Source organism: Streptomyces sp. TLI_105, assembly GCF_900105415.1.
GTDB lineage: Bacteria > Actinomycetota > Actinomycetes > Streptomycetales > Streptomycetaceae > Streptomyces.
Map to the genome: position 1 here is coordinate 1863447 of NZ_FNSM01000001.1, position 23721 is coordinate 1887167.

At 71.7% G+C, this 23721-nt stretch carries 24 protein-coding genes; 15 read left to right on the forward strand and 9 right to left on the reverse strand.

Annotated features, from left to right (window positions below; genetic code table 11):
• Window positions 1-11: 11 nt before the first annotated feature.
• The gene (rsgA, locus tag BLW86_RS08560; RefSeq protein WP_093873463.1) at window positions 12-1124 is read right to left on the reverse strand and encodes a ribosome small subunit-dependent GTPase A; all 1113 of its coding nucleotides are present in this window, start codon (window positions 1122-1124) and stop codon (window positions 12-14) included.
• A 296-nt stretch (window positions 1125-1420) separates the two neighbouring features.
• Window positions 1421-2545, reverse strand: a complete 1125-nt coding sequence (locus BLW86_RS08565; protein ID WP_093873464.1) for a YihY/virulence factor BrkB family protein — start codon at window positions 2543-2545, stop codon at window positions 1421-1423.
• Between the two features lie 17 nt (window positions 2546-2562).
• Here BLW86_RS08565 and BLW86_RS08570 point away from each other — a divergent pair, with 17 nt between their 5' ends.
• The 3 genes from BLW86_RS08570 (at window position 2563) to BLW86_RS08580 (ending at window position 6755) form a co-directional block, all read left to right on the forward strand.
• The gene (locus BLW86_RS08570; protein ID WP_093873465.1) at window positions 2563-4245 is read left to right on the forward strand and encodes an acyl-CoA dehydrogenase family protein; all 1683 of its coding nucleotides are present in this window, start codon (window positions 2563-2565) and stop codon (window positions 4243-4245) included.
• A gap of 295 nt (window positions 4246-4540) precedes the next feature.
• Entirely contained in the window at window positions 4541-5833 is a 1293-nt protein-coding gene (locus BLW86_RS08575; RefSeq protein WP_093873466.1) for a GAF domain-containing protein, read from the forward strand.
• A gap of 71 nt (window positions 5834-5904) precedes the next feature.
• Window positions 5905-6755 (forward strand): IS5 family transposase gene (locus tag BLW86_RS08580; RefSeq protein WP_371129462.1). Its coding sequence is split into 2 segments (ribosomal slippage): window positions 5905-6256 and window positions 6256-6755, totalling 852 coding nucleotides; the frame shifts between segments, so codons are not numbered across the junction.
• Window positions 6756-6773: 18 nt separating this feature from the next.
• On the opposite strand, the gene BLW86_RS08585 is transcribed toward BLW86_RS08580, so the two are convergent.
• Window positions 6774-7877 (reverse strand): hypothetical protein, encoded by a 1104-nt coding sequence (locus BLW86_RS08585; protein ID WP_143060238.1) that lies wholly within the window; start codon window positions 7875-7877, stop codon window positions 6774-6776.
• A gap of 234 nt (window positions 7878-8111) precedes the next feature.
• Between BLW86_RS08585 and BLW86_RS08590 the strand changes: the two genes are divergently transcribed.
• The 12 genes from BLW86_RS08590 (at window position 8112) to BLW86_RS08640 (ending at window position 18446) form a co-directional block, all read left to right on the forward strand.
• Window positions 8112-8681, forward strand: a complete 570-nt coding sequence (locus BLW86_RS08590) for a GNAT family N-acetyltransferase (RefSeq protein WP_093873468.1) — start codon at window positions 8112-8114, stop codon at window positions 8679-8681.
• A 209-nt stretch (window positions 8682-8890) separates the two neighbouring features.
• Entirely contained in the window at window positions 8891-8974 is an 84-nt protein-coding gene (locus BLW86_RS44025) for a putative leader peptide (protein ID WP_351188065.1), read from the forward strand.
• Between the two features lie 136 nt (window positions 8975-9110).
• Complete coding sequence (locus tag BLW86_RS08595; protein ID WP_093873469.1) at window positions 9111-10808, forward strand: nitrite/sulfite reductase; 1698 nt, start codon at window positions 9111-9113, stop codon at window positions 10806-10808.
• 28 nt (window positions 10809-10836) lie between these two features.
• Window positions 10837-11016, forward strand: a complete 180-nt coding sequence (locus tag BLW86_RS08600) for a hypothetical protein (RefSeq protein WP_093873470.1) — start codon at window positions 10837-10839, stop codon at window positions 11014-11016.
• The gene (locus tag BLW86_RS08605; RefSeq protein ID WP_093873471.1) at window positions 11013-11720 is read left to right on the forward strand and encodes a phosphoadenylyl-sulfate reductase; all 708 of its coding nucleotides are present in this window, start codon (window positions 11013-11015) and stop codon (window positions 11718-11720) included. The genes BLW86_RS08600 and BLW86_RS08605 overlap by 4 nt, the downstream gene beginning before the upstream one ends.
• Complete coding sequence (gene cysC, locus BLW86_RS08610) at window positions 11720-12289, forward strand: adenylyl-sulfate kinase (RefSeq protein ID WP_093873472.1); 570 nt, start codon at window positions 11720-11722, stop codon at window positions 12287-12289. The genes BLW86_RS08605 and cysC overlap by 1 nt, the downstream gene beginning before the upstream one ends.
• An 88-nt stretch (window positions 12290-12377) precedes the next feature.
• A complete protein-coding gene (gene cysD, locus BLW86_RS08615) occupies window positions 12378-13313 on the forward strand; it encodes a sulfate adenylyltransferase subunit CysD (protein WP_093873473.1) in 936 nt (311 codons plus the stop codon).
• A complete protein-coding gene (locus tag BLW86_RS08620) occupies window positions 13313-14653 on the forward strand; it encodes a sulfate adenylyltransferase subunit 1 (RefSeq protein ID WP_093873474.1) in 1341 nt (446 codons plus the stop codon). The genes cysD and BLW86_RS08620 overlap by 1 nt, the downstream gene beginning before the upstream one ends.
• 205 nt (window positions 14654-14858) lie before the next feature.
• Window positions 14859-15977: an aliphatic sulfonate ABC transporter substrate-binding protein gene (locus tag BLW86_RS08625; protein WP_093873475.1), complete on the forward strand. Its 1119-nt coding sequence runs from the start codon at window positions 14859-14861 to the stop codon at window positions 15975-15977.
• A gap of 33 nt (window positions 15978-16010) precedes the next feature.
• Window positions 16011-16805, forward strand: a complete 795-nt coding sequence (locus BLW86_RS08630; protein WP_093873476.1) for an ABC transporter ATP-binding protein — start codon at window positions 16011-16013, stop codon at window positions 16803-16805.
• Window positions 16792-17694, forward strand: coding sequence for an ABC transporter permease (locus tag BLW86_RS08635; RefSeq protein ID WP_093873477.1), 903 nt, complete (start codon window positions 16792-16794; stop codon window positions 17692-17694). Before BLW86_RS08630 ends, BLW86_RS08635 begins: the two co-directional genes overlap by 14 nt.
• A gap of 8 nt (window positions 17695-17702) precedes the next feature.
• A complete protein-coding gene (locus BLW86_RS08640) occupies window positions 17703-18446 on the forward strand; it encodes a sirohydrochlorin chelatase (protein WP_177181605.1) in 744 nt (247 codons plus the stop codon).
• Between the two features lie 53 nt (window positions 18447-18499).
• On the opposite strand, the gene BLW86_RS08645 is transcribed toward BLW86_RS08640, so the two are convergent.
• From BLW86_RS08645 to BLW86_RS08670, 6 genes are all read right to left on the reverse strand, one after another.
• Window positions 18500-19072: a TIGR03086 family metal-binding protein gene (locus BLW86_RS08645; protein ID WP_093873478.1), complete on the reverse strand. Its 573-nt coding sequence runs from the start codon at window positions 19070-19072 to the stop codon at window positions 18500-18502.
• 61 nt (window positions 19073-19133) lie between these two features.
• Complete coding sequence (locus BLW86_RS08650; protein WP_093873479.1) at window positions 19134-19769, reverse strand: mycothiol-dependent nitroreductase Rv2466c family protein; 636 nt, start codon at window positions 19767-19769, stop codon at window positions 19134-19136.
• Window positions 19770-19842: 73 nt separating this feature from the next.
• The gene (locus BLW86_RS08655; protein WP_093873480.1) at window positions 19843-20403 is read right to left on the reverse strand and encodes a DUF1697 domain-containing protein; all 561 of its coding nucleotides are present in this window, start codon (window positions 20401-20403) and stop codon (window positions 19843-19845) included.
• 140 nt (window positions 20404-20543) lie between these two features.
• Window positions 20544-21836 carry an ABC transporter substrate-binding protein gene (locus tag BLW86_RS08660; RefSeq protein WP_093873481.1) on the reverse strand — a complete coding sequence of 431 codons (1293 nt, stop codon included), beginning with the start codon at window positions 21834-21836 and terminating at the stop codon, window positions 20544-20546.
• Entirely contained in the window at window positions 21833-22675 is an 843-nt protein-coding gene (locus tag BLW86_RS08665; protein ID WP_093873482.1) for a carbohydrate ABC transporter permease, read from the reverse strand. Before BLW86_RS08665 ends, BLW86_RS08660 begins: the two co-directional genes overlap by 4 nt.
• On the reverse strand, window positions 22672-23616 hold the full coding sequence (locus BLW86_RS08670; RefSeq protein ID WP_093873483.1) for a carbohydrate ABC transporter permease: 945 nt from the start codon (window positions 23614-23616) through the stop codon (window positions 22672-22674). Before BLW86_RS08670 ends, BLW86_RS08665 begins: the two co-directional genes overlap by 4 nt.
• Between the last annotated feature and the right edge of the window lie 105 nt (window positions 23617-23721).

Genomic DNA, 23721 nt, shown 5'->3' on the forward strand with positions numbered 1-23721 from the left:
CCGACACGGCGCTAGCGCACCCGGCCCTGGCGCTTGAACTCCATGGCCGCGCGGCCACCGGCGCCCATGCGCTTCCACTCCTTGAGCATCTCGGAGCGCACCCGGGCGTCGGTCTTGGCCACGATCCGCCGGTTCTCGCGGATCAGCTTGCGGTAGCTCTCCAGGCGGCGCACGGGCAGCGAGCCGTCCTCGATCGCCGCCGTCACCGCGCAGCCCGGCTCGGACTCGTGGGCGCAGTCGTGGAAGCGGCAGTTCCCGGACAGCTCCTCGATCTCGGAGAAGACCTGGCCGACCCCGGCCTCGGCGTCCCAGAGTCCGACGCCGCGCAGTCCGGGGGTGTCGATGAGGACTCCCCCGCCGGGCAGGACGAAGAGGTTGCGGGTGGTCGTGGTGTGGCGGCCCTTGCCGTCGATGTCACGGGCGGCCTGGACGTCCATCACGTCCTCGCCGACCAGGGCGTTGGCGAGGGTCGACTTGCCGGCGCCGGAGACGCCGAGCAGCACGGTCGTGCCGCCCGCCACCGTCGCGGCGAGCACGTCGAGCCCTTCCCCGGTGGTGGAGCTGAGCGGCAGCACCTGGACGCCGGGCGCGACCGTCTCCACGTCCTCGACGAGGTAGGAGAGCCCGACCGGGTCGGGCACGAGGTCGGCCTTGCTGAGGACGACGGTCGGCTGGGCGCCGGACTCCCAGGCCAGGGCCAGGAAGCGTTCGATCCGGCCGAGGTCGAGCTCGACGGCGAGCGAGACCGTGATGACGGCGTGGTCGACGTTGGCGGCGAGGATCTGGCCCTCGGACCGCTTGGAGGAGGTGGAGCGCGCGAAGGCCGTACGGCGCGGCAGGCACGCGCGCACGTACCGGGGGTCGTGGACGCCCTCCGGGTCGACGGCGGCCCAGTCGCCGGTGCAGACGACCCGCAGCGGGTCGTGCGGGGTCACGAACGCCGTGTCGGCGCGGACGACCCCCTCGGCGGTGGCGACGTCGCACTGGCCGCGGTCGACGCGGACGACCCGCCCAGGGACGAGTCCCTGGGCGGCGTAGGGCGCGAAGTCGGCGGCCCAGCCGGAGTCCCAGCCGTGGGCGTCGAGGAGAGAGGAAGAGGAGACGGAGGAAAGCGGGAAAGACAAGGGGGACCCTTCACAGGGGCGGCCCCGGCACGGAAAGACGGAACAGTGAGGTCAGCCGGTGGCCGCGGAGGTGGAGTGGATGAACATCCGCGTGTGGGCGAGGCCCTTCGTGACGACAGCCATCTGTCACACCTCCTGTGTCTTTCCCGATCGCGTCATCCGCGATCTCGTCTTCTCGCGATCGCGTCGTGCCGCGATCTTGCTTACGGAGCACCGTAGCCGGAACGGCCCAACGCGCGCCACGGGTTTTTTCAGGCCACGGCGAGCGGGTTCACGAGCACCGTCGTGAGCACGGGTCAGTCCTTCTCCCAGCCGGAGTGGAGGCGGGACTTCACGTCGTCCGGGGGGAGGAACTTGGACCAGCGCTCGGGGAACTCGGACGGCATGTCCGGGTCGTCCTCGTCGACGTCCTCCGCCTCGGCGCGCACGCGGGCGACGAGTTCGGCGGCCTGGACGGCGCGCGCCCGTTCGTTGGCCTCGCGGGCGGCGGCGGTGGCGACGGAGGGCCAGACGCGGTCGATGGCGGCGTTCACGGCGGCGCCGACGAGGACCGCGAAGGCCGAGATGCCGATCCAGAGGAGGACGGCGATGGGCGCGGCGAGGGAGCCGTAGATCGTCGGGCCCTCGACCTGGCTGGTCAGGTAGATGCGCAGCAGGAAGCTGCCGAGGACCCACATCCCGAGGGCGACGAGGGCGCCGGGGATGTCCTCGATCCACGGCGATCTGACGGGCACGGAGACGTGGTAGAGCGTGGTGAGGAAGGCGATGGAGAGCAGGATGACGGCCGGCCAGTAGAGGACGGCGACGACCTCGGTGCCCCAGGGGACGAGCTCGACGACCCGGTCGGGGCCGACGACGGCCAGCGGCAGCACGACGGCTCCGATGAGCAGCGCCACGATGTAGAGGAGCAGGGCGAGGAGCCGGGTCTTGACGATGCCCCGGTGCCCGTCGAGGCCGTACATGACGGTGATGGTGTCGATGAAGACGTTCACCGCGCGCGAGCCGGACCAGAGGGCGATGGCGAAGCCGAGGGAGATCAGGTCGGGCCGTTTGCCCTGGGTGATGTCGTCGAGGAGGGGTTCGGCGATCTCGTGGACGCCCCGGTCGGAGAGGACCGTGCCGGCCGCGTGGAGGATGTTCTCCCTGATGCTGGCGACGGTGTCGGTGTTGGTCCAGTCGTCGGCGTAGCCGAGGACGGCGATCAGGCCGAGGAGCAGGGGCGGCAGCGACAGCAGGGTGAAGAACGCGGCCTCGGCGGCGAGGCCGAGGATCCGGTACTCGATGCACGAGTTGACGGTGTCCTTGAGGAGCAGCCAGGCCATCTTCCGCTTCGAGACGTTGCGGTAGAGGACACGCGCGCGGTGGAGCCTGCTCCAGGGCCGACGCTCGGGCCGATCGGGTGTTTCTCTTGCTGCCTGCACCTGCTTACCGTATCGGCATGGCAGCGAGCACCCACACCGTGACCAACCAGGCTCCGCCCCTGCTCGGATACGACGTCTTCACGAGCGACCGGGCGCTGGCGGAGGCGGTCGAGCGACACCTCGCCCCGGACCTCCTGGCGGAGGCGCGCGACGATCTGAGCCTGCTGGGCCGGGCGACCGGTTCGGCACAGGTGCGGGAGTGGGGTGAGCAGGCGAACGAGCATCCGCCCCGGCTGCGGACCCACGACCGGTACGGCCGCCGGATCGACGAGGTCCTGTTCCATCCGGCCTGGCACCGGCTCCTCGGGAAGTCCGTGTCGGCGGGGCTCACGCACGCGTGGGGCCGCCCGGGTGGTCATGTGCGGCGGGCCGCCGGGTTCCTGGTGGCGTCGCAGGCGGAGGCGGGGCACGGCTGCCCGGTGTCGATGACGCACGCCGCGGTGCCCGCGCTGCGCGCCGAGCCGGAGCTCGCGGCGGTCTGGGAACCGGCGGCGCTCTCGCACGTGTACGAGCGGGAGCTCCGTCCGGTCGGGGAGAAGCCGGGGGCGCTGCTCGGCATGGCGATGACGGAGAAGCAGGGCGGCAGCGACGTCCGGGCGAACACGACGGAGGCCCGTCCCCTCGCGGCCGACGGCGAGTACGTCCTGACGGGGCACAAGTGGTTCTGCTCTGCGCCGATGTCGGACGCCTTCCTGGTCCTCGCGCAGGCGCCGGCGGGACTGACCTGCTTCCTGGTGCCGCGGGTGCTCGCGGACGGCTCGCGCAACGCCTTCGCGATCCAGCGGCTCAAGGACAAGCTGGGCAACCGGTCGAACGCCTCCGCCGAGGTGGAGTTCGACGGCACGACCTGGGCGCGCCGCGTCGGCGAGGAGGGGCGCGGGATCCGGACGATCATGGGCATGGTCGCGGCGACCCGGCTCGACTGCGTCCTCGGCTCGGCGGCGCTGATGCGGCAGGCGGTGGCGCAGGCCGTGCACCACGCCTCGTACCGCTCGGCCTTCGGCGGGCTGCTCGTCGAGAAGCCCCTGATGCGGAACGTACTCGCCGATCTGGCCGTCGAGTCGGAGGCGGCGACGGTGCTCGGTATGCGGCTGGCAGCGGCCTACGACGCCACCGACCGCGGCAGCGACCACGCCGCCGACACCGACGGCAGGAGCGACTCCGAGCAGGAGCGGGCCTTCCTCCGTATCGCCGTGCCGGCGGCGAAGTACTGGGTGACGAAGCGGTGTACGCCGGTGGTGGCGGAGGCGCTGGAGTGCCTGGGCGGCAACGGGTACGTGGAGGAGTCGGGGATGCCCCGGCTGTTGCGGGAGTCGCCGCTCAACTCGGTCTGGGAGGGCTCGGGGAACGTGCAGGCGCTCGACGTGGTGCGGGCGCTGCGGACCGAGCCCGCCGCCCTCGACGCGCTGCTGCGGGAGGTGGGGGCGGCGCGGGGCGCCGACCACCGGCTCGACCGGGCCATCCGGGGGCTCCTCGTCGAACTGGCGGACCTGGAGGGGATCGAGGCGCGGGCGCGGCGGCTCACGGAGCGGCTGGCGCTGGTGCTCCAGGGCGCGCTGCTGGTGCGGTGGGCTCCGCCGGAGGTGGCGGACGCGTTCTGCGCGGCGCGGCTGGGCGGGGACGGCGGCGCGGCCTTCGGGACGCTCCCGCACACGCTGGACCTGCGGGCGGTGGTGGAGCGGGCGCGGGCCGAGGTCTGAGGAGACGTACGGGAACGCTGTGCCGCGCGTGCCAGGGGTGGACCTGACGGGGTGTCGTGTCGGTCAGGTCGGCACGCGCGGAAAAGCGGGGGTGGTGCTGCGCCGACACGGCACCACCCGCCGCTGTCATCACCCTCGCCCACAGGGCCGGTCGGTCGCCAGAGTTGCAAAGGGTTGCAGGATTACCCGAACCGGGCCTCGCCGTGCGCTCCCGGACGGCACGATGGGCACCGACACTCCGGACATCTGCCCTGTGCAGAACCGATACAGCACCCCGGGTGGCTGGGAGAGACCGATGAAGAACACGCAGCTCGACATGAAGCGGCTCGCCGCCATGGACGCCGCCCAGGCCAGCCGACTGCTGCATCGGGTGCGCGAGGAGACCCTGGCCGGCCGGCGGCCGCCGATCGCGCCCCGGCCGGTGATCGACGCGTCCTGGCAGCGGATGGCCCGGCTCGGCCTCGACCCGGACCAGAGCACCAGCACCGTGCTGCTCCAGCGGGACGAGCTGGAGGAGCGGCGCAGGAGCACGCTCCTCTCCGAGGTGATGCAGACGCTGAGCGGCGGCATCGCCGGCATCGCCGACGCCTCCCTCCAGATCATGGTGGTCACCGACGAGCACGGCCGGGTGCTGTGGCGCCAGGGGAACCTCGCGGTGCTGCGGCAGGCGCACGGCATCTGTCTGGAGGAGGGCGCGGCCTGGGCCGAGCACGCCACCGGGACGAACGCCGTCGGCACGGCGCTCGCCCTGGACCGGGCGGTGCAGGTGCACTCCGCCGAGCACTACGTGCAGTCGCTGCACAACTGGACCTGCGCCGCCGCGCCCGTGCACGATCCGCGCGACCAGCGGCTCCTGGGGATCCTGGACGTCTCCGGCCCCGCCTCCAGCTTCCACCCCGCGATGCTGGCCCTGGTCGGCTCGGTGGCGCAGCTCGCCGAGGCCGAGATGCGGGAGCGGCACCACCGGTCGATCGAGCGGCTGCGGGCGGTGGCGGCGCCGATCCTGTGCCGGGTGGGCGGCCGTGCGGTCGCGGTGGACGACCACGGCTGGACGGCCGCGGTGACCGGCCTCGCGCCGATGGACCGGATCCCGCTGCCGAAGTCGTTCCGGGCCGGACGGGTCTGGCTGCCCTCGCTCGGCGTGTGCGCGGTGGAGCCGCTGCCGGGCGGCTGGCTGCTGCGGGTCGAGGAGGAGGCCCTGCCCGAGGAGCCGGGCGCGGGGGCGGCGAGCCGGGTGGTCCTGGACCTGAGCCGGCCGCGCCGCTGGACGGTGGCCGTGTCCGGGGCGGCGGGCAGCTGGCAGCAGGAGCTCAGCCCCCGGCACGCGGAGCTCCTCTATGTACTGGCGCTGCACCGCGACGGGCGGACGGCGGCGGAGCTGGCGGGCGACGTGTTCGGGGACCGTACGCGGACGGTGACCGTACGGGCGGAGATGTCCCGGGTGCGGCGGAACCTGGCGGGGGTCCTGGCGCACCGCCCGTACCGCTTCCGGGAGGAGGTCGCGGTGGAGATCCTGCGCCCGGAGCACCCGGAAGACCTGCTGCCGCACTCCACCGCCCCCGCCGTCCGCGCCGCGAGCCCCGCCTGACCGGGGGATCGTCAGGCAGCCCCTAGGGGGTGTCTTCAAAGCTGATCAAGTGATGAGAGATCATGTCGGCCATGGTGCGTCGTCATGAGCTCTCGGATGCCGAGTGGGCTGTGCTGTCACGGTTCCTGCCGAGTTCGGGGACCGCGGGCCGGCCCCGCGCGGACGACCGGTTGGTGCTGAACGGGATCGTGTGGAAGCTACGGACCGGCTCGGCCTGGCGGGACGTGCCCGAGCGGTACGGCTCCTGGCAGACCCTGTACACCCGGTTCCGCAGGTGGGCCCTGGACGGCACGTTCTCCCGGGTACTGCGGCAGGTCCAGGCGGAGAAGGACACGGCCGGGGACATCGACTGGCTGGTCTCGGTCGACTCCACGATCGTGCGGGCCCACCAGCACGCCACCGGCGGCAAAAGGGGGCACGAGACGGGGACGAAGCGGGTGATCACGCCCTCGGCCGATCCCGTGGCGGACTGAGCACCAAGCTCCACCTGGCCTGCGACGGGCGAGGGCGCCCGCTCGGCTTCGTCCTCTCGGGCGGCAACGCGAACGACTGCACCCGGTTCGAAGCCGTCCTGGAGTCGATCCGCGTTCCCCGCAGCGGGCCGGGCCGTCCGCGCACCCGGCCCGACCACGTCATCGCCGACAAGGGCTACAGCTCCCGGAAGATCCGCCGCTACCTGCGACGACGCGGCATCGCCCACACGATCCCCGAACGCGTCGACCAGGCCCTCGGGCGCCTCAACCGGGGCTCGCACGGCGGCCGGCCACCCGCTTTCGACCGGCGGATCTACCGCCTCCGCAACGTAGTCGAACGCTGCTTCAACCGGTTGAAGCAATGGCGCGGCTTGGCCACCCGCTACGACAAAACCCGCGAGTCCTACCGGGCTGCCGTCACCATCGCCTCAATCCTGCTCTGGATCTGACCCCTTTGAAGACACCCCCTAGGAAGCGAGCTCCTGGAAGAGGGCGCCGATCTCGGCCCGGTCCGCGACCAGCGGCAGGGTGTCGAAGTACAGCTCCCACTCGCCGCCGGGGCCGAAGCGCTCCACGATCCCGAAGGGGATGTCGGTGCGGGTCTCGGCGCCGTCGCGCACGGAGACGGTTCCGTGCCACTCCACGTAGGTGGTGGTCTCGCCGACGGCGACCTGGCCCGCCTTGAGGTGGAGTTCGGCGGTGGCGAAGAGGCGCTCCAGGTAGGCGCGCTTGCCGGCCTCGGAGACGAGCGGGGCGGCGAGTCCCGGTCCGCCGAGCCGCGCGCCCCGGGTGCGGGCGAGGAGGGCGTCGGTGTCCCCGGCGTTCCAGGCGGCGAGACGCTCCTGGACCTCTCCGGCCCGGGCCCGGAAGCCGGGCTGGGCCCGCTCGGCGTCCCGGGGCCGCTCGCCGTCCCGGGACCGCTCGTCATTCCGGGTCCGGGGTGATCCCGCGTCCGTGATGCCCGCGAAGAGCGGGGCGGGCGCCGCCTCGGGCAGGGTGTCCTGGAAGAGGACGGCCCGGTCGTAGTAGCGGCGGGCCTGGAGGGTGCGCCCCTCGTCGCCGAGGACGTTCCGCGCGATCTGCGGATAGGCCACGGCGTGGCCCTTGAGGGTGACCTCGTTCCACTGCCCGAACATCACGGTGCTGCCGTCGGCGACCACGTCCGTGCCCCGGTAGGTGAGGCCGGGCGCGAGGCGCAGGGAGCCGGTGATGGAGGTGCCGATCGTGGTGCGGCCGCGCTGCGGGGCGCTCCCGGCCTCCCAGAGGGTGGCCTCGGGGTCGAAGATGTCGAGGTAGGCGCGGACCCGGGGGTGGGTGAGGTCGCCGAGCGCGGGCGGCGCGCCGGTCGGCATCTCGCCGAAGGCGATCTGCCTCTCCACGAAGGCGCAGGCGTTGGGGGTGACGCGGCCCTCGAGCCGCTCGACCTTCTCCCGCGCCGCCGGGCAGTCGCCCCGCGCCGCCGTGGCCGCTTCGCCCGGCAGCGCCTCGGCCGCCGTCACGGTGACCGCGGCTCCCGCGACGAGCGCCGTCGCCATGGCGATGCCCGCCAGACCAAGTCGACCCGCACCCATGTCGTACTCCTCGTGTCGTCGATCACCGGGTGCGGCCGTGTGCCGTCCCGGTGCGCTCACCCTGCCGGGAGGGCGGTGCGGGGGTCGATTACCTCTGAGGTCATGGCGAGGTCATGCGCCTCGGCGGTCGGGCGGCGGGACGCGGGGCCACCGCGCCTGTCCGTATGCCGGACAGCCTGTCCGCCGGTGCCGAACCGGGTGGGAATCCGGCGCTCCGCATGATGCGATGACCCCATGAGCATCACTCTCACCACCTGGTCCCTCGAGCAGACCTCCCCGTCCGACCTCCGCCCCGCCACCCCGCCGGAGGGCGACGACGTGGTGATCCGGCGCGCCGAGGTGCCCTCGGCGGAGTTCAGCCGCTTCCTCTACACGGCGGTCGGCGGCGACATCCGCTGGTCCGACCGGCTGTCGCTGACGTACAAGCAGTGGCAGGAGATAGTGGAGAAGCCGGGCGCCGAGATCTGGGTGGCGTACGACAGGGGGACGCCGGCCGGGTACGTGGAGCTCGACCCCCAGGACGACGGTGTGGTGGAGATCGTCTACTTCGGCCTGATCCCGGCCTTCCGGGGCCGCCGGATCGGCGGCCACCTCCTCTCCTACGGGGTGGCGCGCGCCTGGGACCTGGCCGAGCGCTGGCCGGAGCGGGAGGCCACGAAGCGGGTGTGGCTGCACACCTGCTCGCTCGACGGTCCGCACGCCATGGCCAACTACGAGCGGCGCGGCTTCCGTCTCTTCGACACCAAGGTCGAGGAGGTCGAGGAGTCGGAGACCCCCGGCCCCTGGCCGGGCGCGTACGCCTGAGCCGTACGACTGGCGCGTACGCCTGAGCCGTACGACCGGCCCGTACGCCCGGGCCGCACGCCTCGGCCTGCACACCCCACCGCCAAAGGGGCCCTGGTCAGGGCCCCTTTGACGTGACCTGGAGCACACCGTCTCGCTCTACGGGACGACTATGTCCGAATACTGGACGATGCTGGACTGGGTCCAAAGTCCCGTGACACGCTTCCGTCATGTCTGGAACTGGAATTGCCTTGGTGAGTCGGCGGCACGTCGACCTCGGCCGCATGTCCAGCGCCATTTGTTCGGCGCGCTGAGAGAACCAGCACCGCCGCGATCTCCTTACCGCCCGACTCTGCCCCACCCTGCTGCGCACTGACGCGCCACCCTCTGACCTGAGCGCGAGTGTGCAGGTCAGAGCCGCCCTCTCGCAGTCCCGAAGGACAAGACGCCATGGCCGCCACCCCGGAAAACCCCACTCCCGCCGCCGCCCGCCGCAAGGCCGGGCGCCACCGTGGCGAGGGTCAGTGGGCCGTGGGGCACTTCACCCCCCTGAACGGCAATGAGCAGTTCAAGAAGGACGACGACGGTCTCAACGTACGGACACGTATTGAGACGGTCTACTCGAAGCGCGGCTTCGACTCCATCGACCCCAACGACCTGCGCGGACGCATGCGCTGGTGGGGCCTCTACACCCAGCGCAAGCAGGGTCTGGACGGCACCAAGACGGGCGTGCTGGAGCCGGAGGATCTGGACGACGAGTACTTCATGCTCCGGGTCCGCATCGACGGCGGCCGGCTGACCACCGAGCAGCTCCGGGTGATCGGCGAGATCTCCGAGGAGTTCGCCCGCGGCACCGCCGACATCACGGACCGGCAGAACGTCCAGTACCACTGGATCCGCATCGAGGACGTCCCCGAGATCTGGAACCGCCTGGAGGCGGTCGGCCTGTCGACCACCGAGGCCTGCGGCGACACCCCGCGTGTCATCCTCGGCTCCCCCGTGGCCGGCATCGCCGCCGACGAGATCATCGACGGCACCCCCGCCATCGACGAGATCCAGCGCCGGATCATCGGCAACAAGGACTTCTCCAACCTGCCCCGGAAGTTCAAGTCCGCGGTCTCCGGCTCGCCGCTCCTCGACGTGGCGCACGAGATCAACGACATCGCCTTCGTCGGCGTGGAGCACCCGGAGCACGGCCCCGGCTTCGACGTCTGGGTCGGCGGCGGTCTGTCCACCAACCCCAAGCTCGGCGTCCGCCTGGGCACCTGGGTCTCCCTCGACGAGGTCCCCGACGTCTACGAGGGCGTCATCTCGATCTTCCGCGACTACGGCTACCGCCGGCTGCGCAACCGCGCCCGCCTGAAGTTCCTCGTCGCCGACTGGGGCCCGGAGAAGTTCCGCCAGGTCCTGGAGGACGAGTACCTGAAGCGCGGGCTGACGGACGGCCCCGCCCCCGAGCAGCCCCCGGGCCAGTGGCGCGACCACATGGGCGTGCACGAGCAGCGGGACGGCCGGTTCTACATCGGCTTCGCCCCGCGCGTGGGCCGGGTCGACGGCGCCACCCTGACCAAGATCGCCGACCTGGCCGAGCGGCACGGCTCCGGCCGGGTGCGGACCACCGCGGACCAGAAGATGCTCCTGCTGGACATCGAGCGGGACCAGGTCGACTCGGCGGTCGCCGCCCTGGAGTCGCTCGACCTGCGGGTGAACCCCACCCCGTTCCGGCGCGGCACGATGGCCTGCACCGGCATCGAGTTCTGCAAGCTCGCGATCGTCGAGACGAAGGGTCGCGGCTCCTCGCTCATCGACGAACTGGAGCGTCGCCTCCCGGAGTTCGACGAGCCGCTGACGATCAACATCAACGGCTGCCCGAACGCCTGCGCCCGCATCCAGGTCGCGGACATCGGTCTCAAGGGCCAGCTGGTCCTGGACGACGAGGGCAACCGCGTCGAGGGCTACCAGGTGCACCTGGGCGGAGCGCTCGGCCTGGAGGCCGGCTTCGGCCGCAAGGTCCGCGGCCTCAAGGTCACGGCGGCCGAGCTCCCGGACTACGTGGAGCGGGTCCTCAAGCGCTTCCAGGCGGAGCGCGAGACCGGCGAGCGCTTCGCGACCTGGGCGGCCCGCGCCTCCGAGGAGGCGCTTTCGTGAGCGCAGCGAGCGAAACGAGGGATGCAGCATGAGCGAGCGCGCTGCCCCCTTCTTCTGCCCCTACTGCGGGGACGAGGACCTGCGTCCGAACGAGCAGGGTCACGGCGCCTGGGAATGCGCCGCGTGCAGTCGAGCCTTCCAGCTGAAGTTCCTGGGGCTCCTCGCCCCGGCGACTTCCGGCAACACCACTGGAGGGAAAGAGATATGACGATCACTCAGGACGCGACCGCGGCCGACCTGAAGGCACTCGCCGAGCAGGCCGGCCGTGATCTGGAGGACGCCTCCGCGCTGGAGATCCTCCGCTGGGCCGTGGACACCTTCGGCGACCGCTTCTGCGTGACCTCCTCCATGGAGGACGCGGTCGTCGCCCACCTCGCCTCGCGCGTGAAGCCCGGTGTGGACGTCGTCTTCCTCGACACGGGCTACCACTTCGAGGAGACCATCGGCACCCGGGACGCCGTGGACGCCGTCATGGACGTCAACGTCATCACCCTGACCCCGCGTCAGACCGTGGCCGAGCAGGACGCCGAGTACGGTCCGAAGCTCCACGACCGCGACCCGGACCTGTGCTGCGCGCTGCGCAAGGTCAAGCCCCTCGAAGAGGGCCTCACCGCCTACGGCGCGTGGGCCACCGGCCTGCGCCGCGACGAGTCCCCGAGCCGGGCGAACACCCCGGTGGTCGGCTGGGACGAGAAGCGGCAGAAGGTCAAGGTCTCCCCCATCGCCCGCTGGACGCAGGACGACGTCGACGCGTACGTCACGGAGCACGGTGTCCTCACCAACCCGCTCCTCATGGACGGGTACGCCTCCGTCGGCTGCGCCCCCTGCACCCGCCGCGTCCTGGAGGGCGAGGACGCCCGCGCCGGACGCTGGGCGGGCCGCGCCAAGACCGAGTGCGGGCTGCACGGCTGATGACCCCCACCCCTCAGACCTCCCAGGAGAACCACGTGACCGGTGCCACCATCTGGCTCACCGGCCTGCCGAGCGCCGGAAAGACCACCATCGCGTACGAGCTGGCCGGTCGCCTCCGCGACGAGGGCCACCGCGTCGAGATCCTCGACGGCGACGAGATCCGCGAGTTCCTCTCGGCGGGCCTCGGCTTCACCCGCGAGGACCGCCACACCAACGTGCAGCGGATCGGTTTCGTCGCCGAGCTGCTCGCCTCGCACGGCGTGAAGGTCCTGGTCCCGGTCATCGCCCCGTACAACGACAGCCGCGAGGCGGTCCGCAAGCGCCACCAGGCCGAGGGCACCGCCTTCCTCGAGGTCCACGTGGCCACCCCGGTCGAGGTCTGCTCCGTCCGCGACGTGAAGGGCCTCTACGCCAAGCAGGCCGCGGGCGAGATCAGCGGCCTCACCGGCGTCGACGACCCGTACGAGGCGCCCGAGAACCCCGATCTGCGGATCGAGTCCCAGAACCAGACCGTGCAGGAGTCCGCGGCGCAGCTCCACGCGCTGCTCACCGAGAGGGGTCTGGTGTGAGCGACGCACGCGCGGCCGCCGGGCCGCAGACAAACACGAAGGCCGCACCTCTGCGCCGCTCGGGCGGAGAAGCGAACGAGGAGGCACTGTGACCACCGTCGCCCACGCCCACGACACCACGGACAGTCCGTTCGCGCTGTCGCACCTCGACTCCCTGGAGTCCGAGGCCGTCCACATCTTCCGCGAGGTGGCGGGCGAGTTCGAGCGGCCGGTGATCCTCTTCTCCGGCGGCAAGGACTCCATCGTCATGCTGCACCTGGCGCTGAAGGCCTTCGCCCCCGCGCCGGTCCCCTTCACGCTGCTGCACGTCGACACCGGGCACAACTTCCCCGAGGTCATCGAGTACCGCGACCGGGTCGTCGCCCGGCACGGGCTGCGGCTGCACGTGGCCTCCGTGCAGGAGTACATCGACGCCGGCAAGCTCCGCGAGCGCCCCGACGGCACCCGCAACCCGCTGCAGACCGTCCCGCTGACCGAGGCGATCCAGCAGCACCGCTTCGACGCCGTCTTCGGCGGCGGCCGCCGCGACGAGGAGAAGGCCCGCGCCAAGGAGCGGGTGTTCTCGCTGCGCGACGAGTTCTCGCAGTGGGACCCGCGCCGCCAGCGCCCCGAGCTGTGGCAGCTCTACAACGGCCGGCACGCCCCCGGCGAGCACGTCCGGGTCTTCCCGCTCTCCAACTGGACCGAGCTGGACGTCTGGCAGTACATCGCCCGTGAGGGCATCGAGCTGCCGGAGATCTACTTCGCCCACGAGCGCGAGGTCTTCGCCCGCAACGGCATGTGGCTGACCGCCGGCGAGTGGGGCGGTCCCAAGGACACCGAGACGGTGGAGAAGCGGCTCATCCGCTACCGCACCGTCGGCGACATGTCCTGCACCGGGGCCGTCGACTCCGACGCCACCACGCTGGACGCCGTCATCGCCGAGATCGCCGCCTCCCGCCTCACCGAGCGGGGCGCGACCCGCGCCGACGACAAGATGTCCGAGGCCGCGATGGAAGACCGCAAGCGCGAAGGGTACTTCTAATGAGCACGTCCACCGAGCAGTTCGCCGACGTCTCGGCCACCACCCTGCTGCGTTTCGCCACCGCCGGGTCCGTCGACGACGGCAAGTCCACCCTGGTGGGACGTCTGCTGCACGACTCCAAGTCGGTCCTCACCGACCAGCTGGAGGCCGTCGAGGCCGCGTCCATCAAGCGCGGCCAGGAGGCCCCCGACCTGGCGCTGCTGACCGACGGCCTGCGGGCCGAGCGCGAGCAGGGCATCACGATCGACGTGGCGTACCGCTACTTCGCGACCCCGCGGCGCCGGTTCATCCTGGCCGACACCCCCGGGCACGTGCAGTACACCCGGAACATGGTGACGGGCGCCTCGACGGCCGAGCTGGCCGTGGTCCTGGTCGACGCCCGCAACGGCGTCGTCGAGCAGACCCGCCGGCACGCCGCCGTCGCCGCGCTGCTCCGCGTCCCGCACGTGGTCCTCGCCGTGAACAAGATGGACCTGGTCGACTACCAGGAGCCCGTCTTCGCCGCGATCGCCGAGGAGTTCACGACGTACGCCTCCGAGCTCGGCGTCCCGGAGATCACCGCGATCCCGATCTCCGCGCTCGCCGGCGACAACGTCGTGGAGCCGTCCGCCAACATGGACTGGTACGGCGGCCCGACGGTCCTGGAGCACCTGGAGACCGTCCCGGTCAGCCACGACCTGACGGCCTGCCACGCCCGCTTCCCCGTGCAGTACGTGATCCGCCCGCAGACCGCCGAGCACCCCGACTACCGGGGCTACGCCGGTCAGATCGCGGCCGGCGCCTTCCGGGTCGGCGAGGAGATCACCGTCCTGCCCTCGGGGAAGAAGTCCACGATCACCGGCATCGACGCGCTCGGCGAGTCCGTGGACATCGCCTGGGCCCCGCAGTCGGTGACGATCCGGCTCGCCGACGACATCGACATCTCGCGCGGCGACCTGCTCGCGCCGAGCGGCGACGCCCCCGCCACCAGCCAGGACGTCGAGGCGACGGTCTGCCACGTGGCGGACCAGCCGCTCGCCGTCGGCCAGCGGGTCCTGCTCAAGCACACCACGCGCACGGTCAAGGCGATCGTCAAGGACATCCCCTCGCGGCTGACCCTGGACGACCTCTCCCAGCACCCGAACCCCGGGCAGCTGGTCGCCAACGACATCGGCCGGGTCGTGGTACGCACCGCCGAGCCGCTCGCGCTCGACGCGTACGCGGACTCCCGCCGTACGGGTTCGTTCCTGCTGATCGACCCCGCGGACGGCACCACACTCGCGGCCGGCATGGCGGGCGAGTCCTTCGCCACGACCAAGGCCGTCGTCGCGGTGGACGAGGAAGAAGGGTGGGACTTCTGACATGAGCCAGAACGCTTACGCCACTTTCGCGAAGGAGGGCGGCCGGGTGGGCTCCGGTTCCCTCGGCTCGGGCATGGGAGGTGTCGCGCGATGTGCGTGCTGACCTCGACGTACCGCGCGAGCGGTACGACCCGGCTCCACCCGCTCCACCCCGAACGACATAGACGCAGACTTCGCAGAAGTTGAACCGAGGGGAACACCACCCGTGCCTGCCACCACCCGTACCACCCTGCGCCGCGGCCTGGCCGCCGCCGCCGCCCTGCCGCTGCTGATCGGCGCACTCGCCTCCTGCGGCTACGGCTCCGACGCCAAGAACGACGACGACGCCACGAAGAAGGTGGCCGCCGAGGGCGAGAAGCTCTCCGCCGACACCGTACGGCTCGGGTACTTCCCCAATCTGACGCACGCCACCGCGCTGGTCGGCGTCCAGGAGGGCATCCTCCAGAAGGAGCTGGGCGGCACCAAGCTGGTGCCCACCACCTTCAACGCGGGCCCCTCCGAGATCGAGGCGCTGAACGCCGGCTCGATCGACATCGGCTTCATCGGCCCCTCGCCGTCCATCAACGGCTTCGTCAAGACCAAGGGCACCAACCTCCGCATCGTCGGCGGCGCCGCCTCCGGTGGCGTGAAGCTCGTGGTGAACCCGGCGAAGATCAAGACCGTGGACGACCTCAAGGGCAAGAAGATCGCCACTCCGCAGCTCGGAAACACCCAGGACGTGGCCTTCCTCAACTGGATCTCCGAGAAGGGCTGGAAGGTCGACGCCCAGAGCGGCAAGGGCGACGTCTCCGTGGTCCGCACGGACAACAAGGTCACCCCGAACGCCTACGCCTCCGGCGCCATCGACGGTGCCTGGGTGCCCGAGCCGACCGCGTCCAAGCTGGTCAGCGAAGGTGCGAAGGTGCTGCTCGACGAGTCCGACCTGTGGCCCGACAAGAAGTTCGTCATCACGAACGTCATCGTGTCGCAGAAGTTCCTCAAGGAGCACCCGGACGTCGTCGAGGCGTTCCTGCGCGGCTCGGTGAAGACCAACGCGTGGATCAACGCCAACCAGGACAAGGCGAAGGCCTCGGCCAACGCCAAGCTGAAGGACCTCTCGGGCAAGGCGCTGGGCGCGAAGGTGATCGACGCCGCGTGGCCGTCCATCCAGTTCACGAACGACCCGCTGGCGGCCACCCTGCAGGCCCAGGCCGACCACGCGGTGAAGGCCGGTCTCCTGGAGAAGCCGGAGCTGTCCGGCATCTACGACCTGAAGCCGCTCAACAAGGTCCTGAAGGCCGCGGGTCAGCCCGAGGTCTCCGACGCCGGTCTCGGCGCGAAGTAACAGCCCGCAGCTGATCCCCAGGAGGTGACGACCATGGCCACGACCGCGACGCTCGCCAAGGCCGAGGACCGTGCGGCGGTGACCCATGCCGCCCGCATCGAACATGTCTCCAAGTCCTTCGGCGGACCCGCCGGCGGGCAGCTCGTCCTCGACGACATCTCGCTCGATGTCGCCCCCGGCGAGTTCGTCACCCTCCTGGGCGCCTCGGGCTGCGGCAAGTCCACCCTGCTCAACCTGGTCGCCGGGCTCGACCGGCCGTCCGCGGGGTCCATCGAGACCCCCGGCGGCCGGCCGGCCCTGATGTTCCAGGAGCATGCCCTCTTCCCGTGGCTCACCGCGGGCAAGAACATCGAACTGGCCCTGCGGCTGCGCGGGGTGCCCAAGGCCGAGCGACGCGACGAGGCCGAGCGGCTGCTTGCCCTCGTCCGGCTCGGCGGCTCGTACGGCAAGCGGGTCCACGAGCTGTCCGGCGGCATGCGGCAGCGGGTCGCGCTGGCCCGCGCGCTCGCCCAGGACAGCGACCTGCTCCTGATGGACGAGCCGTTCGCCGCGCTCGACGCCATCACCCGGGACGTGCTGCACGACGAACTGACCCGGATCTGGCGGGAGACGAACCTGTCGGTGCTCTTCGTCACCCACAACGTGCGCGAGGCCGTGCGGCTGGCCGAGCGCGTCGTCCTCCTCTCGTCCCGGCCCGGCCGGATCGCGCACGAGTGGACCATCGACATCCCTCAGCCGCGCCGCATCGAGGACTCCGCCGTCGCGGAGCTGTCCCTCGAGATCACCGAGCACCTGCGTGGGGAGATCCGTCGTCATGGCCAGCACTGAAACCACCGCGAATCCCCAGAAGACGTCGCGGGCCGACGACCTCGCCGGTCTCGAAGCCGGCCTGGACGCCCTCGACAGCGTGCAGATCCGGCGGACCCCGGTCCGCGAGGTGCTGGTCAAGAAGGTGCTCCCGCCGGTCGTCGCCGTCGTGCTCGTCCTGGTGGTGTGGCAGCTCCTGGTGTCCCTGAAGGTCACCGACGAGTACAAGCTGCCGGCCCCCTCCGCCGTGTGGGACAGCCTCACCGTGATGTGGCGGGAGGGGACGCTCTTCGGCGTCCTGTGGACCAGCGTGTCCCGGGCCCTGTACGGGTTCGTCCTGGCGCTCGCGATCGGCACCCCGCTGGGCCTGCTCGTCTCCCGCGTGAAGTTCGTGCGCGCGGCGATCGGCCCGATCCTCGCGGGGCTCCAGTCGCTGCCCTCGGTGGCCTGGGTCGCGCCCGCCGTCCTGTGGCTCGGCCTCAACGACAGCATGATGTACGCGGTGATCCTGCTCGGCGCGGTCCCGTCGATCGCCAACGGCCTCGTCGCCGGCGTCGACCAGGTCCCGCCGCTCTTCCTGCGGGCGGGCCAGACGCTCGGCGCGCGGGGGCTCAAGGGCGCCTGGTACATCGTGATGCCGGCCGCGCTCCCCGGCTACCTGGCCGGCCTCAAGCAGGGCTGGGCGTTCTCCTGGCGTTCGCTGATGGCCGCGGAGATCATCGCTTCCTCGCCGGACCTGGGCCTCGGCCTCGGCCAGCTCCTGGAGAACGGCCGCAACAACATCGACATGGCCGGGATCTTCCTGGCGATCATCCTGATCCTGATCGTCGGCATCGCCATCGACCTGCTCATCTTCAGCCCGCTGGAGCGCGCGGTCCTGCGCCGTCGCGGCCTGCTCACGAAGGGCTGAGCCACCCCGTGAACCGCCCCGTCCTCCTCGTGATCGCCCACGGCAGCCGCGATCCGCGGCACGCGGCGACCGTCCAGGCGCTGGTGCGCCGGGCCGGTGCGCTGCGGCCGGGGCTGCGCGTGGAGACGGCGTTCCTGGACTTCAACCTGCCGTCGGTGCCGGGGGTGCTCGACCGGCTCGCCGCCGACGGGGTGCGGGAGGTCGTGGCCCTGCCGCTCCTCCTCACCCGGGCCTTCCACGCGAAGGCCGACATCCCCGCCGTGCTCCGCCAGGCCCCTCCGTCCCTGAGCATCCGCCAGGCGGAGGTCCTCGGCCCGTCGCCGTTGCTGATCGCGGCGGTGGAGCGGCGGTTGTACGAGGCGGGCCTCACGCCCGCCGACAAGCCCACGACCGGGGTCGTCCTGGCCTCGGCGGGCTCCACCGACCCGGAGGCGATCGCGGTGATCGCAGAAACGGCGCGGGAGCTGCGGCGCACCGGTTGGTGCTCCGTGCGGCCCGCGTTCGCCTCCGCATCTCTTCCCCGCACGGAGGACGCGGTACGTGCCCTGCGCGCGGAACCGGGCGTCCGGCGGGTGGCCGTCGCCCCGTACGTGATCGCCCCGGGCCGCCTCCCGGACCGCATCGCGACGGGCGCGGCCGAGGCCGACGTCCTGGCGGACGTCCTGGGCCCCTCCCCCGAGCTGGCCCGCCTGCTCCTGGACCGGTACGACGGGGCCCACGCGGCCCGCCGCCCGGTCGCCAGGACGGCCTAGGACCTGGCTTTCGGATCAGGGAGCGGGTCCCGGCACGATCCGAAAGACAGGCCCTAACCCTTCGGGTTCCGTCCGCTGGCGGCGAGGGCGCGGTCGAACGCCGGGGCGTCGTCCGGTACGTCGACGGCCGCGGCGAATCCCTCGTACTGGCGGTACATATCCGCGTACCGCTCGACCACGCCGAGCAGGTAGACCCCCGTCTCCTCGGGCAGGGTGAAGTCCTGCCCGGTGGAGCGGGCCAGGTCCCAGCCGTGCAGGGCGAGTTCCTCCACGAGCATGGCGGCGATCTCGGTGGCCGGCATGGCGCTGCCGGCCATGTCGACGTCACCTTCCCAGGCCTCCGGCTTCTCCCAGGCGGCCAGGGCCCGGTCGAGCTGCGCCGCGTACGCCTCGGCCCAGCCGTCCTCGCCGGCGAAGTCCCGCTGGACGGTCTCGTCTGGGAGCTGGGTGCGCAGGGCGCGGTGTTCGAGGCCGTGCGCGGAGTAGAGGACCAGGTGGTTGGCGAGTTCGCGGACCGTCCAGTCGGCGCAGACCGAGGGGGCGGCGAGGTGGTCGTGGCGGACCCCGCGGGCGACGCGGCGGGCCTCGGCGGCGCAGGCGGTGAGGTGGGTGTGGATCTCGTTCATGCCGTCGACCGTACGGAACGCTCCCGCACCCGGTCTTGAACTTTCGCGACAGGCGTCCCCGCTAGCTGAAGTCCAGCCCGCCCGTGCGGGTGCGCTTGAGTTCGAAGAGGTCGGGGTGCGAGGCGAGGACACGGAAGCTGTCGAAGAGTTCGGCGGCCCGCTCGCCCCGCGGAATCGCCCGCAGCACCGGCCCGAACCACACCGTCCCGTCGACGTGGATCGTGGGCGTGCCGACGTACGCGTCCGCCTCGGGGTCCTTGCCCGCGTCGTGGCTGCGACGGACGGCCTCGTCGTACGCCGGATCGTGGGCGGCGGCGGCGAGTTCGGGCGGCAGGCCGACCTCGGTGAGCGCTTCGGCGATGACGGCGTCGAAGTCCTTCTGCTTCTTCTCGTGGATGCGCGTGCCGTACGCGGTGTAGAGCGGACGCAGGATCTCCTCGCCGTGCTGTTCGGCGGCGGCCGCCGCCACCCGGACGGGGCCGATGGAGGCGTCGACGAGCTCGCGGTACCAGTCGGGCAGGGTGTTGCCCTCGTTGTGGAAGTACAGGCTCATGACCTTGAAGCGGAGGTCGATGTCCCGGTGGCGTTCGACCTCCAGGATCCAGCGGGAGGTGATCCAGGCGAAGGGGCAGGCGGGGTCGAAGTAGAGGTCGACGACGGGGCGGTGGGTGGGGGGCGTGGTCTCGGTGCTCGTCATGACGTCGAATCTAGCCAGGAGATGGCCCGCCGCCACGGGCCATTCGGTGACCGGTCGACTGGGCCAATCGGGGTCAGTTCTCCCGTGTCATCTCGATGAGTTTGAGCACGGTGTTCCAGTTCCGGCCGGTGGCGACGAGGCCCTTCACGACGGACGGCCGGGAGACCGCCTCGCCCAGCTTGGACTTCCCGAGGCCTTCGGGGGTGTAGAGGTAGAGCACGCGGTCGCCGAGGGCGAAGTCCTCGGGCAGGAAGGCCTCGCGGTCGATGGAGGCGAAGCGCTCGGGGTCGGCGGGCCCGGAGTAGTAGAAGGCGTGGAGCTGCTTGCCCTGGAGTTCGGCCGCCGGGAAGGGGCAGGCGTCGGCGACGGCGGCGAGGTAGTCGCCGTCGCGGACGAGACAGTCGACGCGGAAGCCGAAGCGTTCCTCGATCGCGTCCTCCAGCGCGGTCCTGAGTTCGTCCTCGCCCTCGCCGGAGTCGGTGGTGAAGACGGCGTTGCCGCTCTGGAGGTAGGTGCGGACGTCCGTGTGCCCGAGACCTTCGAGGAGGCTCCGGAGCTCCGCCATGGGGACCTTCCGGTGCCCGCTCACGTTGATGCCGCGGAGCAGGGCCGCGTAGGTCTTCGTCTTCGTCATGGGGGTAAACCTAGGCGGCCACCGCGCCTCGTGGGGGGCGGCACGGTGGCCGGTTCGAACACTGTCCGATGGCGGGGGCACGGAGAAGACCCTTCACCCATCTGTGACTTATTCAACAAGGTTTCGTAACCATGAATCCGTCATCTGCGCTGATAGCGGGCGAGGACCCGGTTGCCGTCCTCGACCAGGCGTCTGCGCAGCTCCGCACCGTCGATGGCGCCGCTGTAGTACTCCTGGAAGGCCGGGGTCGCCACCTTGTCCTTCCACTCGGGATAGCCGCGTACGGACTGCGCGGGCGCGGGCCGCAGCCACCGTGCCACCGCCGCCCCGGTCGCCCAGCCGTCCCGCGCGGTGTGCAGGGAGGGGTCGGCGAGGGCGGCCGTGCCGGTCGGCAGCATCCAGTCGCCGCGTGCGAGCCGCACCATGTTCGCCGGGCGCAGGAAGAAGTCGAGGAAGCGGGCCGCCTCCTTCTTGTGGGGGCTTTCCTCGGCGATCGAGAGGGTCTGCGGGGAGACGCCCTGGGCGAGTCCCTCGTCGCCGGCGGGTGCGGGCAGCACGGTCCATTCGAAGCCCTCGGGGGCCTGCTGTGCGATCTGCTGCCGGTAGGCGAAGCCCAGGGGGACCATGGCGTACTTGCCGGCGAAGAAGCCGGGGAGGGTGTCGGAGCCGCCGCTGCCGAGCGTGGTGCGCGGGGCGGTCCGGTCGGTGACGACCTGGTCGTGGACGGTGCCGGGGACGATGCCGTCGGCCTCGGTGAAGTCGAGGGTGACCCGGCCGTCGGGGCCCCGGTGGAAGAGCCGGCCGCCGGCCGAGACGCCGAGGTTGAGGCTGACGGAGACGGGTTCCCTGAGCGGCCAGGCGACCGCGTGGCGGCCGGGTCCCATGGTCCGGGTGAGGTCCTGGGCGATCTGCCGGAACTCGGTCCAGCTCCAGGGCCTCTCGGGGGTGGGGACACGCACGCCGGAGGATTCCAGGATCTTCCGGTTGGCGATGACGACGCGTGGTTCCTGGAGGAAGGGCACGCCGTACACGCCCGCGCCGAAGGTGGTGGTCTCCCAGCCGGCGGCGGGGATGTCGGCGCGCAGCCGCTCGGACAGCAGCGGGCGGAGGTCGGCGAGCCGGCCGCCGTAGGCGAAGTCGGCCAGGTCGTCGGAGGCGTCGTGGATGATGTCGGGCGCCTCGCCGCCCTCGAAGGAGGTGAGGAGCTGGTCGTGCACGGAGTCCCAGCTGCCCTGGACGTACTCGACCTGGATGTCGGGGTGGCCGGCGTTCCACTCGTCCACCAGCTGCCGGTTGGCGTCGACGGACTCCTTCTGCCAGGCGAGGGACTGGAACCGGAGCCGTACGACACCGTCGTCGGGGCCGTCGTCGCCCCCGGTGCAGCCGGTGAGGAGCAGGGCGAGCGCGGCGACGGCGGTCAGGATCCTCCTCATGACTTCACCGCCCCGGCGAGCGTCCCGCCCGCGATCCGTCTCTGGAGGACCGCGAAGACGACGAGGGACGGCAGGGTCGCGAGGAAGGCCGCGGCCGCCAGCGGGCCGAGGTCGGCGACGCCCTCGGCGCCGAGGAAGTGGGTGAGGACGACCGGGAGCGTCTGCTTCTCCGGGGACTTGAGCAGGACGAGCGCGAAGAAGAACTCGTTCCAGGCGGTGACGAAGGCGAAGAGCGCGGTGGCGACGACGCCCGGGGCGAGCAGCGGCGCGATGACCGAGACGAGGGTACGGATCCGGCCGGCGCCGTCGACGGCGGCGGCCTCCTCCAGCTCGGCCGGGACGGCCCTGACGTATCCCATGAGCATCCAGAGGGCGAAGGGCAGCGACCAGACCACGTAGACCAGGACGAGGCCGACGACGCTGTTGATCAGGTGCAGGTTCTTGAGGACGAGGAAGAGCGGGATGATCACGAGGACGAAGGGGAAAGCCTGGCTGATCACCACCCAGCCGGTGGCGGCGCCGGCGAGCCGGCCTCGGTGACGGGCCGTCACATAGGCGAGCGGGGTCGCGACGGCGACCGCGATCAGGGCGGCGCAGACCGCGGCGAGCAGGCTGTTCGCGGCGGCCCTGAGCAGCGGCTGCTCGTCGAAGGCCTGCCGGAAGTTGTCGAGGGTGGGGTCCTTGGGGATCCAGGTCGGGTGGAGCGAGGCCAGCTCGGGTGCGGGCTTGAAGGCGGTGGAGACCAGCCAGAGGAAGGGGAAGGCGAGGAAGAGCAGGTACGCGAGGAGGGCCAGGTACTGGCCTGCTCGCGCGGGCCCGCTCGTCCGCAGGGCGCTCACCGGTCCTGGTCCCCTTTCAGACGGCGTACGAGGGAGAGGGCGATGAGCACCGAGACGGCGGCGACCATCACGCAGCCCATGGCGGCGGCGTAGCCGAACTGCCCGTAGCGGAAGGCCTCTTCGTAGGCGAAGAGCATGGGGAGCCGGGTCCGGCCGCCCGGTCCGCCGCTGGTCAGGACGTAGACCAGGGCGAAGGAGTTGAAGTTCCAGATGAGGTTCAGGGCGGTGACGGCGAGGGCCACCGGCCGCAGCGCGGGCCAGGTGACGGCGCGGAAGCGGCGCCACGCTCCGGCGCCGTCGAGGGCGGCGGCCTCGTGGAGTTCGCGCGGGGTGTTCTGGAGTCCGGCGAGCAGGGCGACGGTGGTCTGCGGCATGCCGGCCCAGACGCCGACGACGATGACGGCGGGGAGGGCGGTGGCGAGCCCGGAGAGCCAGTCGTGGCCTTCGCCGAGGCCCAGGTTCCGGAGGGTCTCGTTGAGGATGCCGGCGTCGGGGTTGTAGACGAGCCGCCACATGATGCCGACGACGACCTCCGGCATCGCCCAGGGGACGATGGCGAGGGCCCGGGCCAGGCGGCGGAAGCGGAGCTTCTGGTCGAGCAGCAGGGCCAGGCCGAGGGCGAGCAGGAACTGGGGGACGGTGACCCCGACGGCCCAGACCACGCCGATGCGGAAGGACTCCCAGAAGAGCGTGTCGTGCAGCAGGTCCTGGAAGTTGAGGGTGCCGACCCAGCGGGTGGCCTGGGTGCGGCCGGACTGGGCGTCGGTGAAGGCGAGCGCGATGCCGTAGAGGAGCGGGCCGACGCTGAGGATCAGGATCGGCAGGAGCGCCGGGAGCACCAGGAACCAGGCGCCGAGGTCGGGGCCGCGTGGCCGTGTCCCGGGGGCGGCGCGCGGTGTGCGCGTGCCGCCGGGCCGCTTCGTCGCGGTCACCGAGCTCACGATCCGACTCCCGTCCTCCCACGGACTCCGCCCCGGGGGACCCCCGATGACGCCGCCGTGGGAACCCCGTCATGGTGCTGACGGGGTGGGGGACCGTCAAGGCGC